This window comes from Methylobacterium sp. J-088 (genome assembly GCF_022829295.1).
Lineage (GTDB): Bacteria > Pseudomonadota > Alphaproteobacteria > Rhizobiales > Beijerinckiaceae > Methylobacterium.
The window spans coordinates 1-15551 of record NZ_JAKSYH010000102.1 but is presented as its reverse complement, the minus strand read 5'-3'; the positions used below and the strand labels follow the sequence as shown (position 1 = coordinate 15551).

The following is a 15551-nucleotide window of genomic DNA, read 5'->3' as shown; positions in this document are numbered from 1 at the left end:
CCTGTCCGAGTTCATCGGCCAGCGCGCGGCCCGGGCCAACATGCAGATCTTCATCGAGGCCGCCCGCAAGACCGGGCAGGCGCTCGACCACGTGCTGTTCGTCGGGCCGCCCGGGCTCGGCAAGACGACGCTCGCCCAGATCGTCGCCCGCGAACTCGGGGTGAACTTCCGCTCCACCTCCGGGCCGGTCATCGCCAAGGCCGGCGATCTCGCCGCCCAGCTCACCAATCTCGACGAGCGCGATGTCCTGTTCATCGACGAGATCCACCGGCTCAACCCGGCGGTCGAGGAGATCCTCTACCCGGCCATGGAGGATTACCAGCTCGACCTGATCATCGGCGAGGGGCCGGCGGCGCGCTCGGTCAAGATCGAGCTGCCCAAGTTCACCCTGGTCGGCGCCACCACGCGCGCGGGCCTGCTGACCACGCCGCTGCGCGATCGGTTCGGCATCCCGATCCGGTTGGAATTCTACGAGATCGACGAGCTGGAGCAGATCGTGGCCCGCGGGGCGCGGGTGCTGGGGATCGGCATGTCGGCGGAGGGCGCCAACGAGATCGCAAGGCGGGCGCGCGGCACGCCGCGGATCGCGGGGCGTCTGCTGCGGCGGGTGCGGGACTTCGCGATCGTGGCGGAGGCCGGGACGGTGACGCGGGCGATCGCCGACCGCGCGCTGAAGCTGCTCGACGTCGACGAGGCGGGTCTCGACGTGATGGACCGCAAGTACCTGAGCCTGATCGCGCGCTCGTTCGGGGGCGGGCCTGTGGGGATCGAGACGATCGGGGCGGCGTTGTCGGAGCCGCGGGACGCGATCGAGGACATCATCGAGCCGTATCTGATCCAGCGCGGCTTCGTGCAGCGCACCCCCCGAGGGCGGGTTCTGACCCGGCACGCCTACACCCATATGGGGCTGGCCGTGCCCGACCGGAACGAGGCGGCTGCGGCCGCGTGAGGCGGCGCGCCCTTTTCCCGGACGCCTGGAACGCAAGTGGAAGGTGTTCCGGGATCCAGCATACAAAGCGCCGCGCAGCGGCACAGGGTGGCGCCGATGGACGCTTCGCGACGTCTTGCGCCGAATCCCGGGCCGCATTCCGCTGGCGCTGCATGCGCCCGGGGAAAAGGGACGCGCTTAGCGACGCCGCCGCGGTGCGCTCGATCCAGCTCGCCTGCGCAGCAGTAGGTCGGGGATGAAATCGCGGTCGGTCAGCGCGGCCGCCACCACTGCGAGCAAACTCATGTGCAGGGCCGCCGCCGCGAGCGCGGGGCTCAGCCCTGCGCCGAGGGTGATGGAGGCCCCCGCCATGGCGGGCGGTCCGACGACGTAGATCGCAGTGCGCCACGGGCCGGTGGGGCGGGCGAGACGCCAGAAGCAGGCCGCGACCGCAGCAAGCGCCAGCCCACCCTTGATCAGCGCCATGAAGCGGATCACCCGGACGAGGTCGGGATCGAGGCGCGTCACAGGCGCCCGGGCCGCTGCCGCCCCCGCAATCGCGAGCGCCGCGACCGTCAGCAGGACGAGCGCGGTGCGCCCCGGCCGCGGCAGGCTTGCCCCCCGGCCGGTGCCGGCAGCGGCGTCGAGCGGGATATCAGCGCGCACAGGTCCCTCCCGGGGTGGTGCCTCGACCAATGGTCGCCCGCGGCGCGGGGAACCGGATTGGGCAGGCCTGTCGTCGGCATGCCGCGCGCCGAGTGTGCGGCACGCGCTGCGGCCGGTCAAAGGCCCGACCGGACGACGCGTCGCCGCGGCCGGTCCCGGAGGCGCCATCAGGCCTTCCGGATGTTCCAGAGGATCGGGAAGCCTACGACGCGGCCCGTGAGGTTGCGCCGGTAGGAGGTCATCGACCGATAGGAGCCGACCGGCACGTAGACCACCTCGTCGAGCGCCACCCGCTGCATGTCGGCGCAGATCGCCTTGCGCGCCGCCTCGTCGGGGGCGGCGAACCACGCGGTGCGCAACGCTTCCAGCTTCGGGATCGTCGGCCAGCCGAACCACGCGTTGGCACCGTTCGCCCGGAGCGGCTGGAGCGCGGCCGGGTCGGCGTTGTCGAAAGACGAGAACGTCGTCAGCAGCACCGACCAGCCGCCCTTGTCGACCGGCTCGCGCGAGACCCGGCGCTGGATCACGGTGCCCCAGTCGCTGAGCGCCGCCTCCACGTTGAAGCCGATCCGGGGCAGGAGATCGGCCGCCACCTGGGTGATCGCCGAGGGCGCCAGGATGTCGGTCGGGCCGATCAGCCGGACCTTCGCGCCGTTGTAGCCTGCCGCCTTCAGAAGGGACTTCGCCTTGTCCAGGCTGCGCGGCCCGGTGAGCGCCTCCAGGCCCATCTCCGTCGCCATCGGCGTACCCGGGGTGAAAATCCCGCAGCGGTCGTTGTAGTTGGCCGGATCGTCACCCGCGACCGCCGCCATGAAGTCGCTCTGGAGGATGGCCGGCAGCACCGCCCGGCGCACCGCGACGTCGTCGAAGGGCGGGTGCAGGTGGTTCATCCGCAGGATGGCGGGGTTGGTCAGGCGATCGAGCCCCTCCACGACGATGTCCCGGTTGCGGGCGAGGAGCTGCTGCAGTTCCGGCGGCGGCTGCTCGTACCAGTCGATCTCGCCGTTCTGCAGGGCCGCCGCCGCGGTCGCGCCGTCGCCGATGATCTGCCACTCGATCCGGTCGAAATGCGCGATCTTGCCGCCGGCCGTCAGGCTCGGCGCGCCGGGGGCGGGTACGTAGCCGGCGTGCCGCTCGTAGACCATCAGGCTGCCGGAGTTGAATTCGTCGGCCTTCCAGCGGAACGGCCCCGAGCCGGTGGCGTCGGTGATCTGCTTGAACGGGTCGGTGCGGGCGATCCGCTCGGGCATGATGAAGGCGGGCTGGCTGACGCTCGCCAGCGCGTTCGGAAGCAGCGGGAACGGTTCCTTGAGGCGGAACACGATCGTCGTGTCGTTGTCGTCGCTGAGTTCGTCGGTCGCCGCCATCAGCACTTGGCCAAAACCGTTCCGCGCCGCCCAGCGCCGGATGCTGGCGACGCAGTCCCGCGCCAGGACCGGCGTGCCGTCGTGGAAGCGCAGGCCCTCGCGCAGCGTGATGGTGACCCGGCGCCCGTTCTCCTCGACACGATGGCCGGCGGCCATCTGCGGCCGGGGCTGCAGGCCGGAATCGAGGCCGAACAGCGTGTCGTAGATGACGTAGGCGTGGTTGCGCGTCACGATCGCCGTCGTCCAGATCGGGTCGATCGAGGTCAGGTTCGCCTGGGGTACCATGCGAAGGACCCGGCTGCCCTGCGCCCGGCCGATCCTGGGGGCCGCCAGGGTCACGGCCCCCGCGGCGAGGAATGTGCGGCGCTTCATCCGTGCTCCTGATCTCGAGAGGTGCGAGCGTAGCAACCCCCGGACCAGAGGGCGGACGTCAGGCGTCGGCTGCAATATCTGGGCGTTAACCCCAGCCCGTCCGAGAGGCCACTGGACCGCCGTTCATCTGTCGATGTCGCGGTTGTGGTGCCTCTACTGTACAGGACACCCCGTCGATCCCGTGCTGATTGCCGGCCCGGACCCATCGCGATTCAGGCTTTTCGCAGAACGTCCCGGCCGTGCGATGATGGCGCCGGAGGATCCGACATGCACGACGACGGCGACGCCCATCACACCCACGACCACGCGCATGAGCCCGACACCGCCGAGCGCTGGAAGCACGACGGGGTGCGAGTGATCCCGGGCGACCGGCTCGACGCCAACACCGCGCAGACGCCCGGCATGTTCCGGCAGGCGGCGATCAACGCCGCCCGGGTCGGCGCCCAGAAGATCTGGGCCGGCACGGTGGCGATCCAGCCCGACGCCAAGACCGGCGTGCATCATCACGGCGACCTCGAGAGCGTGATCTACGTGGTCTCGGGCCGGGCGCGGATGCGCTGGGGCGAGCGGCTGGAATACGTCGCGGAAGCCGGCCCGGGCGACTTCATCTTCGTGCCGCCCTTCGTGCCCCACCAGGAGATCAATGCCTCGACCGACGAGCCCCTGCACTGCGTGCTGGTGCGCTCCGACAACGAGGCGGTGGTGGTCAACCTGCCCGATGTCGCGGCCGCCGAGGTGCCCGAGACGGTCTACTGGGTCGACCCGATCCACAAGCATCCCTGACGCATCGGTCAGGCCGCGGTCCCGTCTTCCAGCGCGGCATACACCATGGCGCGTGTCAGAGTGCGGTAGTGCTGGCGCTGCGCGGCCGAGGAGGTCTGCAGCATCAGGAGGGCGAAGAAGCCCGCAGCGGGATCAACCCAGAAATAGGTGCCGCCGACGCTGCTCCAGAACCAGTCGCCGACGCTGCCCGGCACCGGCGCCTCGCCCGCCGCGAGCCGGACCGCCACCCCCAGCCCGAAGCCGTAACCCGGGCCGGGCGGGTAGTAGGCAGCCTTGGCGATCGCGGTCCCGAGATGGTCCGCCGTCATGAGCCGCACGCTGGCCGGGGCCAGGATCCGCACGCCGCCGAGGGCGCCGCCGGCCAGCAGCATGCGCAGGAAGCGGGCGTAATCCGCCGTGCTCGACACGAGGCCGCCATTGCCCCGCTGGCTGCGCCGGGGCTCGGTCGGATCGTGGAAGACCGGCCGCTGCCCGAACGCCTGCGGCAGCGGCTGGGCGACGCGCCCGGCCAGCGCCGTCGGGATCCGGAACCGGGTATCGGCGAGCCCGAGCGGCCCGAGGAGGGTCGCGTCGAGGACGCCCTGCAGATCCGCGCCGCCGGCCACCTCCAGGACGCGGCCAAGGATGTCGGTGGCGTGCGAGTAATGCCAGACCGTGCCGGGCTCCTGCTCCAGCGGCAGGCGGGCGATCCGCTCGGCGAAGGCCGCGTTGTCGAGATCCTCGGCGAGCAGCCCGTCGGCCTCGTAGGCCCGCCGCGTCGGTCCATCGCCGAGATAGCCGTACGCGATCCCGGCAGTGTGGCGCAGCAGATCCTGAACGGTCGGCGCGCTCCCGGCCGGCCTGAGGCCGCCCTCCGGGCCCTGCACGGCGAGGCGTCCGAAGGCGGGGATGAAATCCGCGACCGGCTGATCGAGGCGCAGGGCGCCGCGCTCGGCCAGGACCAGGGCGGCGACCGAGACGACGACCTTGGTCATCGAGTAGATGCGCCAGAGCGCGTCGGGCTTCAGGTCGTCGCCCGCGACGCTGTCGCGGAAGCCAACGGTGCGCCGCCAGATGTCCCCGCCCGTCCCGCCGACGAGCAGGTCGGCCCCCGCGATCGCGCCCGTGGCGACATCGTCAGCCAAGCGGTCGCCGAGGCGATCGAGGCGGTGGAGGGAGAAGACCGGCGCGTTCCGCATGGCGCCGATGTAGCGCGGGGCCGCCGCGACGGCATCGCCGGGACGGACCATCCGGCTATCCGGCGTCGAAGGCGGGATCGCCGTAGGGATAGAAGTCGGCGACGTTGAGATGCTGGTAGGGGAGGGCGTCCAGGTGGACCGTCCCGACGAACGGCTCGGGCGGCTCGACCAGCAGGATCGTCCGCGCATAGCCGCCATCGTCGAAACCCCGGCGGAAATGGACCCGGGACTTGATCGCCACCATGTCGAAATCCTCCGGTGTCAGGCCGAGGTCCCAGAGTTCCGACGGCTCCATGATCTGAACGAGGTAGGGGCTGAGGACCAGCACGTTACCCCGGCCGAAGGCGACGCAGAGCCACGTGCCGGCGCCCCGGCCGGTCGTGCCCTCGACGACCGCACACACCGTGCCGGTGACGCGGACCGGGACGCCCGCGGAGGGTTCCGCCTCGCCGGCCACGGGGCCGCCGACCTCCGCGTCGAACGGATCGCCGGCCTTCACGCCCCCGGTCAGCAGCCGGCCCAGAAGCGCGGGCGCGGCGACCGTTGCGATCAGCGTGCGCTCCAGCCCCTGGGCCAGCACCTCGGCGAGCAGCCATGTCGCCCGGCCCGAGCGGTCGCTGTAATCGGCGAGCACGACCGGCGCGCCGCCCGCCCGCGCAGCCTCGGATGCCTTGGCGATGCCGTCCCGCATCGGGTGGATCGCGACGCTCGACACCAGCGCCGCGCGGTGCCGCCACGTCCAGGCCGCCATGTCGCGGGCGATCCGGTCGGCGAGAGCGTGATCGCCGTTCGTCAGGACCTGGACCGCCATGCCGGCATCCGGCACGTCCGACCAGGGGAAGCCGAAATAGACATTGACGAAGACATCGGGCTCCCGCGCCTCCCAGACCAAGGCGCGCTGGATCAGGTCGGACCACGGCGAGGCGCCGGTCCACATCACCACGGTCGGCGCAAGGATCGGGATCGGGATCGTCCGGTGCGCCGGCCGGAAGCTGCCGCGGATCGTCCGCACCAGCATCCGCGCCGCGCGCTGCCCCTGGAGATGCATGTCGTAGTGCGGGAAGTACTTCACCGCGAACGCCATGTCGGCGTGGTGCAGGAACTCCGCATCCTCGTTGCCGTGCGGGTCGAAGGTCGCCGCGATGGGCACGCCCGCCCCCACCACCGCCCGCACCCGTCGGGCGATTTCGGCCTCGGGGCGCGGCACGCCGCGCACCGCCATCGCGCCGTGCAGCGCGAGGTAGACCCCGTCGAACGGTGCCCCCGCCTCCAGCTCCGCCAGCATCGCGTCGAGGAAATGCGCAAACGCGTCCTGCGTCACCCAGCCTGAGCCGATGCCGGTGCGCGGCCAGAGCGGCGAGGTGAGGCCGACGAGGTCGACCCCCTCGTATTCCCGGGCGACCTGGACGAAGCCCCCCATGTAGCCCTTGGGGTCGGTGGCGAGCAGCGCCGCGCCGCCCGCCGGGGAGCCCGGATAGATGAAGTCGTCGCGGGTCGTGTCGTTCGGCAGGAACGTCACGGTCTCGTGGGTGAACTGGAGCACGGCGATGCGCATCGGCTGCGGTCTCCTCGGGTGCGCTCCGTCGATGCGGAGGCCGGTTCGGCATGGGGAAGGGGGGCAGGCCGCTAAGCCGGCCGGACGTCGTAGAATTGCGGGAAGCCGGTGCGCAGGCCGGTCAGCCCGCGCGAGGCCGTCGCCTCGTAATAGGCGCCGAGCGGCAGGTACGGCACGTCGATGAAGAACTGCCGCTGGATCTCGGCGCAGATCGCCTTCTGGGCCGCGGGATCGGGCGCGGCGAACCATTGCGCGCGCAGCGCCTCGAGCCGCGGGGCACGGGGCCAGCCGAACCAGGCCTGATCGCCGTTGCCGCGGATGCCGAGCTGGCCGGCGGGATCGAAGTTGTTGGTGCCGTTCAGGTAGGTGACGAAGGTGCTCCAGCCGCCCTTGTCGGGGGGCTGGCGGCTCGCCCGGCGCTGCACCAGGGTTCCCCAATCCATCGCGACGAGGTCGACGTTCAGCCCGCATTTCTGGAAGGCCTCGGCGGCGACCAGGGCCAGCGGGTGGGTGGCGGGATAGTCGCTCGGATCGAGCATGACCACGCGCTCGCCCCGGTATCCGGCCTCCGTGAGGGCGCGTTTCACCGCGCCGAAGTCGCGCGGGCCCACCAGAACCTCGGTGCCCGCCCGCGTCGCCATCGGCGCATCGGGGCAGAAGACGCCGACATGGTCCTTCCACAAAGCGCGCTCGTCGCCCGCGACCGCGCTCATGAACTCGGTCTGGTCGACGGCACCGAGCAACGCCCGGCGGATCGCGGGGTTGTCGAAGGGCGGATGCAGGTGGTTGAAGCGCAGGCAGCCGATGCCACCGACCGGATCGAGCACCTCCAGCCTGACCCCCGGCTTGGCCCGCAGCAGCCCCTGCAGGTCCGGCGTCGGGTTCTGCCACCAATCGACCTCGCCGGCCGCCAGCGCGCTCGCCGCCGTGGAGGCATCGGGCACGATCCGCCACTCGACCCGGTCGAAATGCGCGCGCTTCGGCCCGGCGGTGAAGCTCGCCGTGCCGTCCGCCCGAGGTACGTAGCCGTCAAAGCGCTCGTAGACGGTAAGTGCCCCCGGCACCCGCTCGTCCGCCTTGAAGCGGAACGGCCCGGAGCCGACCATCTCGGTGACCTGGACGTTGGGGTCGGTCTTCGCCAGGCGCTCCGGCATGATGCAGGGCATCGACGTGCCGGTCTTGCCCAGCGCCGCGGGCAGCAGCGGGAAGGGCCGCTTCAGGCGGAACACGATTTCGCGGTCGGAGGCGGCGGTGAGTTCGTCGGTGGCCTCCATCAGCGCCCGGGCGAAGGCGTCGCGGGCGGCGAACCGGCGGATGCTCGCCACTGCGTCGCGGGCCAGCACCGGCGCGCCGTCGTGGAAGCGCAGGCCCTCGCGCAGGGTGAGCCGCCAGAGGCGCCCCTCCGCCTCGACCGTATGACCCGCCACCATCTGCGGCTCGAAATCGTAGCGCGCGGTCTGCCCGTAGAGGGTGTCGAAGATGAGGTAGCCGTGGTTGCGCGTCACGGTCGCGGTCGTCCAGACGGGATCGATGACCGCGACGTCGCTTTCCGGGATGAAGCGCAGGACCTTGGCGGGCTGCGCCAATGCGGGCCGGGCCAGGCAAGCGGAGGCCATGGACGCCGCGGACAGACCCCCGAGGACGTCGCGGCGCCTCATGGCCGCTCAACCGTGCTTGCCATCATCAGAAGTCGTGCGCCCTTCGCCGCGTACCGCGCCGCAGAGTGGCGCCGTCGAGGCGACGAGGCAAATCCGGGGCCGTCCTCAGTTGCTGGCCACGTCGGCGGCGTCGCCCGTGCCGCCGACCTGACCGTCGCTGCCGAGGGAATAGACCTCGTAGCGCCCCTGGCTGCCTGGCGACCGGTACAGGTAGGCCTGGCCCCAGGGGTCGGTCAGGCCGCGGGCGTCGCGCACATAGGGGCCCCGCCAGCCCGGCAAGGTCGGCTGGACCAGCGCCGCCAGCCCCTGGTCCGAGGTCGGATAGCCGCCGAGGTCGAGGCAATAGAGCTCCACCGCCTGGGCGATGTTCTTCACCTGGATCCGGGCCGTCTCGCACTTGGCGCGGCCGAGATAGCCGAGCACCTGCGGCGTTGCGAGGCTGGCGATCATGCCGATGTTCGCCAGAACAACCAGAATTTCAAAGTGGGCGAAGCCAGTATACTCTGTATTCAATCTACAGGGTTGGCTTCCGGCGTGCGTTTGTCCCATCGCGCAAATCCGATCCGAATCGTGTTGTTCTGGATTACGCGGCGTCTGATTCCTAAAAATTTCATTGGCGGCTCATAGATTGAGCGTGCGCGGATAATGATGGATTGGACACTGCGTTTCAGTCATTTTTAATTGGCGGCCCACAAATGTCTGCGCATTCGCGTCGGCAGCCCGGCGCAGAGCGAGACTGCGAGCGACCCCGCCATGCCCATCCCGTCCGCGCGACGTGCCGCGACCGCCGCCGCGATCCTGATTCCGGCTGCTTTCCTGATGGCGCGACCGGCGAGCGCCGCGCCCCTTACCCTGGCGCTGCCCGGTCCGCTGCCCCCGGTACAGGTTCTGACCGTGCTCGCGGGGCTCCACCTCCTCGGTGTCTGCGTCGCCCTCGGCCTGATGCGCGAGTTCAACGGCACCGTGGCCTACGGGGTGCTGATCGGCTTCTGGCTCGCCGGCATCGGCGTGACGTCCCTCGGGGCGATCCTGCTGTGGCGCCACCTGTGCAGGCGGATGGCCGCCGGCCCGCGGACGGTCGCTCGACAGGCCCTGGTGGATGAGGCCGCGGCGCCGGGCCGGTCCTGACCCGCCGTGGCGTTCGATCCCCTGGTCGCGCTGCTGCCACTGCCGCTGACCCTGCCGGGGGCCCTTATCGACCTGCGGCGGCGGATCATTCCGGGCGGGCTGAACCTCGCCCTGCTCCTTGCCGGCCTCCGCGTCGCGGGCCTCCGGGATCCGAGCCCGGGCGCCGTGCTGGCCCGAGTCGCCGACGTGGCGCTCGTCGTCACCGCGATGTGACCGCGATGTGGTGGCTGCGGGCCCTCTACGCCCGCCTGCGCGGCCGGACCGGCCTCGGCGACGTACAATTCCTCGGGACGGCGACGGCGTGGACGGGCCTGGCGCAAATGCCGTTCGGACCGTTCCTCGCCCTCGGCCTGCACGGGGCGCTGGTGTTCACGCCGGCGGCGTGACGGCGAACAGGGTTCGGCGAAGCGCCCCGACAGGGCAGTGCAGCCTCGTCCTCCCGGTTCCCGTCCGCACTGCGCGAGCTGGCCGACGCTCAGGATCGCCCCCAATCACCGAGACGATCAGGCCGCCGGCCGCGATCGTCACCAGGGGCGTGAACAGGGCGAGCATCCGGTCGATGCGCTGGCCCGGATGGGTCTCGTGCATCTCGGCGGTGTAGGCCAGGACGCTGCCGAGGCGGTTCACCTGATCGCCGCTGGCGATGAGGTTCAGGGTCGAGGGCGCGCAGGCGCCCGAGCCCGGAGGCGAGGCCGCCGCTCTCGGTCAGGTGTTGCGCCGCCTCGCCGAGGGCGTGCGCCCGTTCCACGATGGCCCGCCGCAGGGCCTGGCAGATCGCCCCGACGCGGTTGCCGTCGTCAGCCTTCATGGACAAGGTAAATCAAGCGCCACCGCCGCTGCGGACTGATCCGTGATGATCCTTTCCGGGGTCGCAATCCGCTCCGGCGGCCCGGACGGATGTCGGGTACGCTGTCTGCCGAAGCGGACCTCCCGGTGCAACGGTCACGCCACCGTTTCCAGTCAATCCCGAAGCATGTCCGCCTGTCTGGTCGATGGGTCCAAAGCAGACGTTCCGCTTTCGGCCAGATTACGCCATGTCGGATCGTCAGCGAGCGCAGGTCCGGACCTTCGGCCTTGCGCCCATAGCAGCCGGTCAAGTCATACGAAATCGCTCCAAATGCAGACATCGACGAGGGCATGCGCTACCTTCCGCGAATGACCTGTGGCCGACGCAGGCACCGTCAGCGGGCAGCCCCATAGCTGCGTCCATGGCTGCGCTCCGAGAAAGGGAACCGTAGCAGGGCCGCTCGATTGGCCTGAAGCGTACGCTACGTCTTCCGCCCGCGCGACGGGAACCAAGCGACCGCCCCAACCCCATCGTAGGATCTCGGTTCGGCTGCCAAGGGGGCGGGTCTGGACGCTGGTCCGGAGCGTCGTGCATGGAACACGGTTTGGCGACGGCGGTCCTTTGCGTCGTCGGTGGCGGCATCGCTGCTCAGGTTCTCGCGGCCAGACTGCGCATCCCTTCCATCGTCATCCTGCTCGCGCTTGGCTTCCTGGTCGGGCCTGTACTCGGCCTGCTGCATCCCACGCACGATTTCGGCCCGAACCTGCGACCCCTGATCGGCTTGGCGGTCGCCGTCGTGGTGTTCGAGGGCGGTCTTGCCCTCGATTTCCGCGAGTTGCGGGCGTCCGGCGAGGGGGTGCTACGGCTGACCGCCTTCGCCCTGCCCATCAATTTCGTCCTGGGCACACTCGCCGCCCACCTTATCGGGGGAATGTTGTGGGGACCGGCTTCCGTGTTCGGCGCCATCCTCGTCGTCACCGGGCCGACCGTGATCTTGCCGCTCTTGCGCCAAGCGCGACTGGATAGACGCTCAGCCGCCTTCTTGAAGTGGGAGGCCATCGTCAACGACCCGGTTGGGGCTATCTTGACCGCGGTCGTCGTCGAGATTCTTGTAGGCGTGCCCCGCGGAGCCGGGGAGGGTCCAGCCACCGCATTGACGCTTCACCTCGTGGAGGGCGTGCTGGTCGCCGGCGCCCTTGGTGTCGGCTCGGCGCTCATGGTCGCATGGGCGTTCCGGCGCGACCTGATCCCGGAAACACTGAAGACGCCGGTGCTACTCGCGCTCGCACTGGTCGCTTACGTCGTGCCGAACCTACTTATGCACGAGGCCGGCCTCATCGGCGCGACCGTGTTTGGCGTCGCGCTCGCGAACCGGCACATGCCGGGTCTAGCCGAACTCCGCCGCTTCAAAGAGGCGCTCGTCGTCCTGCTGGTGTCATGCCTGTTCGTCGTGCTGACCGCCGACCTCGACCTCGCGGTCCTTGGAAAGCTGTCGGCGCCTATCCTCGGGCTAACGGCGGCGATCCTTTTCGTGGTTCGCCCGGCGGCGATCTGGTTGGCCACGATGCGCAGTGATCTATCCCGGGGGGAGCGACTGTTCGTCGGCTGGATCGGGCCTCGTGGCATCGTCGCGGCTGCCGTTGCCGGGCTAGCCGGTCCTCGCCTGAGCGAGGCGGGGTACGCCGGCGGTGACCTGATCCAACCAACTGTGTTCGCGGTCATCGTCGCGACCGTGCTCGCCCACGGCTTTTCCCTGGGGCCGCTCGCCCGAAGGTTCGGCCTATCGACCGCAGCCGCTACGCAGCGGCTCGCCGTTGTCGGAGCATCCCCGTGGGCGAGCGACATGGTGATTGCACTTCATCGGGCGGGCGTGCCGGTCGTGATCATCGACATCTACCCGGGCGCCATGCTTGCTGCACGGGAAGCGGGGGTGCCGACGCTGCAGGCGGAACTCCTGTCTCGATCCGCCGAGGAAGGGATGGCCGACCATCCTCCGGATCATCTGCTCGCTGCGACTCGAGACGAACTCTACAACGCCCTCGTATGCACCCACTTGGCCCCCGAAATTGGTCGCGAGCGCGTTTATCAAGTCGCTCCGTCCGAAAACCACCTGCTGCACGCGGACACCGGCGTCAGCCGGGATGCCCGCGGTAAAGTCTTCGGAAATGCGGATATCAGCTTCGATGCGTTAGCCGGGCGGCACGAGGCCGGCTGGCGGTTCTTCGTCGCCGACTTGGATGCCGTCGAGCAGCCGGATGACGTCCATCTGCTCGCCATCAAGACCGACGGGAGCCTCGAATTCTTCTCGGTCGATCACGAGCAGAACGAGACTGCCGAGGGCGATAGGGTGCTGATCCTGCAGACGCCAAGCATGGCGGAATTCGACGGCGATGACCGCCCCGCCATGATGCCTACTTGAACGATCGCCCTGTCCGGGATCGTTCCGCTGCAAGCGCGGCGCTCAGGCCACCCGCAGCCTCGTATTCGTCTTGAATTGTGAAGGACCTTCCAGCGCAATCAAACGCTTGGTTAGCTTGATGGCTGCTTCAGGCGAATGGGCATCAGGTTCGGAGGCCCGAACGTCATTGTTAAATCTGAAGCGGAATGGCAGCTCAGGGTGGTTTCCAGTCATTCCGCTTCCATTCGGACATACACGGAAGCGGACGTTCTAGGGTTCGTTTCAGGTCGCGCGCACGGTGGTTGGGACGCAGGCGACCTCTTCCGTCAGGTGCTCGGACTACCGCCGGCCGCACTGGCGTAGCCGCTGCCTGAGATCATACCTACTCCCCGTTCCGGTCCCGAGGGGACCGTGGGGGAATGGCCGCGCGCAGGGAGCACAGGGCGTAGGGGTTTGCCCCGGCGCCAGCCAGTGAAATTTCGAGCCTCGCCTTCATCGCGACGAAGAAGGCTCCGAATGACCCTGTTGCCGTACCGCGATCCGGTCGAGGAGGATGTGCGGCACGGTCAGGGCCGACAGCATCTGCAGCGTGACGGCCAGGAGGGTCGCCGGCGCACCCGACGAGCCGGCGGCATAGAGCGGCCAGAGGCCGACACCCAGCAGGATGGTCAGAGCAAAGATCGGCAGCGAAGCCAGCACGGCCCGCTGCATCGTGTCTACGCCGGGGGCCTTGATCGGGTCCCGCACCAGGGCGAGCATGTGCCTGGGAGCATGGAGGCCGACGAAGTACAGAGTGAAGGCCGTGAGCGGTGGCAGCGCCAAAAAACTCACCGCCAGGACGATCATCTCGCCGAGCACGCCCCGCCGGGCTCCGCGCCTGAGAAGCCAAGCCCCCGTAAGGCCAAGCCAGAGCCACGCGGTGGCCCACCACCAGACCGGAAGCTGCGGCATTGGCGACCGGGTCACGACTGCGAAAAGCTCCGCCGTCTGGTCCGGGCGCAACAAAGCCGGCAGCGCGACCGGGAGCCCCCCGCGTACGAGCGCCTCGATCGGTAGGCCCGGGCCCGCATCCTCCAGGCCGAAATGCACAACTGAGACGGCGAGGAACGCCGCTAGGGTGACGAGAGGCAGGATCTGCCACGCCAGGAGCACCAGCGCTGAGAGGCCGAGATACGGGATGGCGAAGACCCCGAACCACACACGTCCGTAGCGGGGACGAAGCAGCGGCGCCGCCACCGCGCCGTCCAGGGCCCCGTGCGGAACCCCCAGGACGATCACCGCGGCCAGGGCCACGAGCCATGAGATGTCGCGCGGCAGACAGGCGGAGGCGACCAGCACGAGTCCTATCAGCATGCCCACGCCCCGCAGCAGCCACGGGCCCCGAACGGGCATACAGTGGCGGCTCGCGTCGGCGGTATCCCCGATGAGGAAGACAGACGACGGGGCCGCCATCCGCTTCAAGCCGCCCGGCGCAGCGGCGTCGTGGCCACGCGGCCGTCCTTCAGATCGCGGTCGACAGCGCGTGTCGTCTCTAGGGTCGCCATGATCCCGTAGACGACCTTGGCGGTCAGATCGAGGATGGCGATCGCCGCCAGAGCCAGCGTGGGCGACAGGAAGCCAAGGCCGTCCTGGCCGACGAGCAGCACGATCGGATAGGCGGACCACACCCCCGTGAGGAACACGGCGTTGCGCAGGAAAGCCTTCCGCACGTCGCCCCGCTCCCCGGCATTCTCCTCACGCAGTTGCACGAAGATCCCGTAGAACACCGCCAGGAAGGCGCCGCAGGAGATGGCGAACCACGTCCACTTCACCGCGGCGACGTCGGACAGGCCGAAGGCAAGGGCCGTTACGACCATGATCAGGTCGGATCCGATCAGCCCCCACACGACAGCCGGGCGCCGCATGCCGGAATGCATCGCCGTGCGCGAGAGGCCGACGAGCAGCAGGGGTGTCGTGAACGTCCAGTCGATGTAGCGCGCAAAGTAGAACTGCCGCGCAGCCTCAGCCGCATCGGGACCTGCCGGAAGGACGAGGCTTCCCTGTCCCGTGGCCATAGCAAAGTAGGAGCAGGCTGCGATGATGGGCACGATCCCGTGGATGATCCCATCAGCCTCCTCAGCGGGGGTCCGCCGTTTCGCCATGAACAGGATCACGGCGGCTCCCGCCGCCATGCCGACACAGCCGAGCCACAGCCAAAATTGAGGCGTCATCGATTACTCATAAGGACAAGGATGAAAGTGGTGCGCACGAACGTGGCAGCACGTCTCCAATTGGCCTCAAGCGAGAACGTTTCGTGGGGCAATTGTCGCAGTCGGGCGTGACCTTCACGGGAGCCGCTGCTGACGGCTTGCCGCCACCCCTTTGGCCATAAAGCGTCGCAGCTGCCATGGCCGAAAACCTTAGCGTCGGTTGCGGCAATGTCCGCTTCGAAGGCTAGAGTGATACCAACGCTGATTGATCAGAACTCCTGAGCCCCGGTGCGCAGTCCGATGGACATGATGCGCCAGGGTCGGTCGATGAGGCTGTTCCAGGCGTGGCAGCAGTGGTCGAGGATGTCGGCGTGGGATTTGAAGACGCGGTTGCCGAGCCCGTTGTCGCGCATGAACTGCCATAGGTTCTCGACCGGGTTGAGTTCGGGGGGCGGGCCGGCAGGGGCGGCAGGGTGATGTTGGCGGGCGCGACGAGTTTCCTGGTGGTGTGCCACCCGGCCTGATCGAGCAGCAGCACGGCG

16 protein-coding genes and 1 pseudogene are annotated in these 15551 nt (G+C 69.5%); 7 read left to right on the top strand and 10 right to left on the bottom strand.

What is annotated here, in order from left to right; all coding sequences use genetic code 11:
• Positions 1-949, top strand: a 949-nt coding sequence (gene ruvB, locus MKK63_RS11335) for a Holliday junction branch migration DNA helicase RuvB (RefSeq protein WP_244001694.1), incomplete at its 5' end; no start/stop codon positions are given.
• Positions 950-1126: 177 nt separating this feature from the next.
• On the opposite strand, the gene MKK63_RS11330 is transcribed toward ruvB, so the two are convergent.
• Both MKK63_RS11330 and MKK63_RS11325 read right to left on the bottom strand, forming a co-directional pair.
• Positions 1127-1594: a hypothetical protein gene (locus MKK63_RS11330; protein WP_244001692.1), complete on the bottom strand. Its 468-nt coding sequence runs from the start codon at positions 1592-1594 to the stop codon at positions 1127-1129.
• A 167-nt stretch (positions 1595-1761) separates the two neighbouring features.
• Positions 1762-3333 (bottom strand): ABC transporter substrate-binding protein, encoded by a 1572-nt coding sequence (locus MKK63_RS11325; RefSeq protein WP_244001690.1) that lies wholly within the window; start codon positions 3331-3333, stop codon positions 1762-1764.
• Positions 3334-3600: 267 nt separating this feature from the next.
• On the opposite strand from MKK63_RS11325, the gene MKK63_RS11320 reads away from it, so the two are divergent.
• Entirely contained in the window at positions 3601-4116 is a 516-nt protein-coding gene (locus MKK63_RS11320; protein WP_244001688.1) for a cupin domain-containing protein, read from the top strand.
• An 8-nt stretch (positions 4117-4124) separates the two neighbouring features.
• On the opposite strand, the gene MKK63_RS11315 is transcribed toward MKK63_RS11320, so the two are convergent.
• The 4 genes from MKK63_RS11315 to gspG all read right to left on the bottom strand — a co-directional run bounded on the left by MKK63_RS11315 (position 4125) and on the right by gspG (position 9056).
• Entirely contained in the window at positions 4125-5345 is a 1221-nt protein-coding gene (locus MKK63_RS11315) for a serine hydrolase domain-containing protein (RefSeq protein WP_244001686.1), read from the bottom strand.
• 4 nt (positions 5346-5349) lie between these two features.
• Positions 5350-6849, bottom strand: a complete 1500-nt coding sequence (locus MKK63_RS11310) for a M81 family metallopeptidase (protein WP_244001684.1) — start codon at positions 6847-6849, stop codon at positions 5350-5352.
• A 71-nt stretch (positions 6850-6920) separates the two neighbouring features.
• Positions 6921-8507, bottom strand: coding sequence for an ABC transporter substrate-binding protein (locus MKK63_RS11305; RefSeq protein WP_244001682.1), 1587 nt, complete (start codon positions 8505-8507; stop codon positions 6921-6923).
• Positions 8508-8612: 105 nt separating this feature from the next.
• Complete coding sequence (gene gspG, locus MKK63_RS11300; protein ID WP_279574627.1) at positions 8613-9056, bottom strand: type II secretion system major pseudopilin GspG; 444 nt, start codon at positions 9054-9056, stop codon at positions 8613-8615.
• Between the two features lie 204 nt (positions 9057-9260).
• Here gspG and MKK63_RS11295 point away from each other — a divergent pair, with 204 nt between their 5' ends.
• From MKK63_RS11295 to MKK63_RS11285, 3 genes are read left to right on the top strand one after another with little or no spacing between them, the layout of a single operon-like run.
• Positions 9261-9635 (top strand): hypothetical protein, encoded by a 375-nt coding sequence (locus MKK63_RS11295; protein WP_244001678.1) that lies wholly within the window; start codon positions 9261-9263, stop codon positions 9633-9635.
• A gap of 6 nt (positions 9636-9641) precedes the next feature.
• The gene (locus MKK63_RS11290) at positions 9642-9848 is read left to right on the top strand and encodes a hypothetical protein (protein WP_244001676.1); all 207 of its coding nucleotides are present in this window, start codon (positions 9642-9644) and stop codon (positions 9846-9848) included.
• A 5-nt stretch (positions 9849-9853) separates the two neighbouring features.
• Positions 9854-10021 carry a hypothetical protein gene (locus MKK63_RS11285; RefSeq protein WP_244001675.1) on the top strand — a complete coding sequence of 56 codons (168 nt, stop codon included), beginning with the start codon at positions 9854-9856 and terminating at the stop codon, positions 10019-10021.
• Here the strand turns inward: MKK63_RS11285 and MKK63_RS11280 are convergent.
• Positions 10005-10262, bottom strand: coding sequence for a hypothetical protein (locus tag MKK63_RS11280; RefSeq protein WP_244001674.1), 258 nt, complete (start codon positions 10260-10262; stop codon positions 10005-10007). The two genes, MKK63_RS11285 and MKK63_RS11280, sit on opposite strands and share 17 nt — an antisense overlap.
• A 16-nt stretch (positions 10263-10278) precedes the next feature.
• Here MKK63_RS11280 and MKK63_RS11275 point away from each other — a divergent pair, with 16 nt between their 5' ends.
• Both MKK63_RS11275 and MKK63_RS11270 read left to right on the top strand, forming a co-directional pair.
• A complete protein-coding gene (locus tag MKK63_RS11275) occupies positions 10279-10482 on the top strand; it encodes a hypothetical protein (protein WP_244001672.1) in 204 nt (67 codons plus the stop codon).
• 532 nt (positions 10483-11014) lie between these two features.
• The gene (locus MKK63_RS11270; RefSeq protein ID WP_244001670.1) at positions 11015-12841 is read left to right on the top strand and encodes a cation:proton antiporter; all 1827 of its coding nucleotides are present in this window, start codon (positions 11015-11017) and stop codon (positions 12839-12841) included.
• A gap of 471 nt (positions 12842-13312) precedes the next feature.
• Here MKK63_RS11270 and MKK63_RS11265 read toward each other — a convergent pair whose 3' ends face one another.
• From MKK63_RS11265 to MKK63_RS11255, 3 genes and pseudogenes are all read right to left on the bottom strand, one after another.
• A complete protein-coding gene (locus tag MKK63_RS11265; RefSeq protein WP_244001668.1) occupies positions 13313-14173 on the bottom strand; it encodes a Brp/Blh family beta-carotene 15,15'-dioxygenase in 861 nt (286 codons plus the stop codon).
• 104 nt (positions 14174-14277) lie between these two features.
• Entirely contained in the window at positions 14278-15030 is a 753-nt protein-coding gene (locus MKK63_RS11260) for a bacteriorhodopsin (protein ID WP_244001666.1), read from the bottom strand.
• Between the two features lie 248 nt (positions 15031-15278).
• Positions 15279-15551, bottom strand: a pseudogene (locus MKK63_RS11255) (transposase); the annotation flags it as partial.